General features: G+C 29.9%; 1 protein-coding gene. It reads left to right on the plus strand.

The genetic code is table 11. The annotated features are described in order from the left end of the window. Positions 1-633 (plus strand): bacteriophage T4 gp5 trimerisation domain-containing protein (locus AJ888_RS09235; RefSeq protein WP_410002363.1); only part of this gene is annotated, 633 nt, incomplete at both ends.

Below are 633 nucleotides of genomic sequence, written 5' to 3' on the forward strand. Positions count from 1 at the left end.
TGAACTTACCCTCTCAAATATAAAAGATAAAGAACAAATTTATTTAAAAGCCCAAAAGGATTATGATGAATTAGTCCAGCATAATTTCACTCAAAGAATTTTAAATGATAAAGATTCTATAGTGGATGGAATTTATAATGAAAGGATTAAAAAGATTCATACTCAAACCATAGACTTAGCTAAAAATGTCAATGTAGGAGGAGAATACTTAACTAATGTAGGCTTATCTAAAGATACCATAGTAGGATTAAGCAATACCTTAAATGTAGGAGTAGATAATAAAGTAAGAGTGGCTAAAAACTCTCATGAGTTTGTAGAAGAAAACAAAGACATAGAAATAGGTGCTAATCAAAACACTATTATCCATAAAGATGAGATAAGGAATGTGAAGGGAAATAAAAAGGAAGTGGTTGAGGGAAAACTTGAGCTTCATGTTAATAAAGGAATAAATTACTTTACGGAAGAACATTTTAGTATGCAAACTAACAATTACATTGATATATATACAGAACAAAATTTAAGCACGCAAACCAAAAAACAACATACAGAACTTGCAGAATCTAAATATAGTGACTTTCAAACAGATTGTGAAGTAAAAGCAGGTAATCAAATCCTCCATCAAGTAGGCGATAC

Source organism: Campylobacter sp. BCW_6467, assembly GCF_001762855.1.
GTDB lineage: Bacteria > Campylobacterota > Campylobacteria > Campylobacterales > Campylobacteraceae > Campylobacter_D > Campylobacter_D jejuni.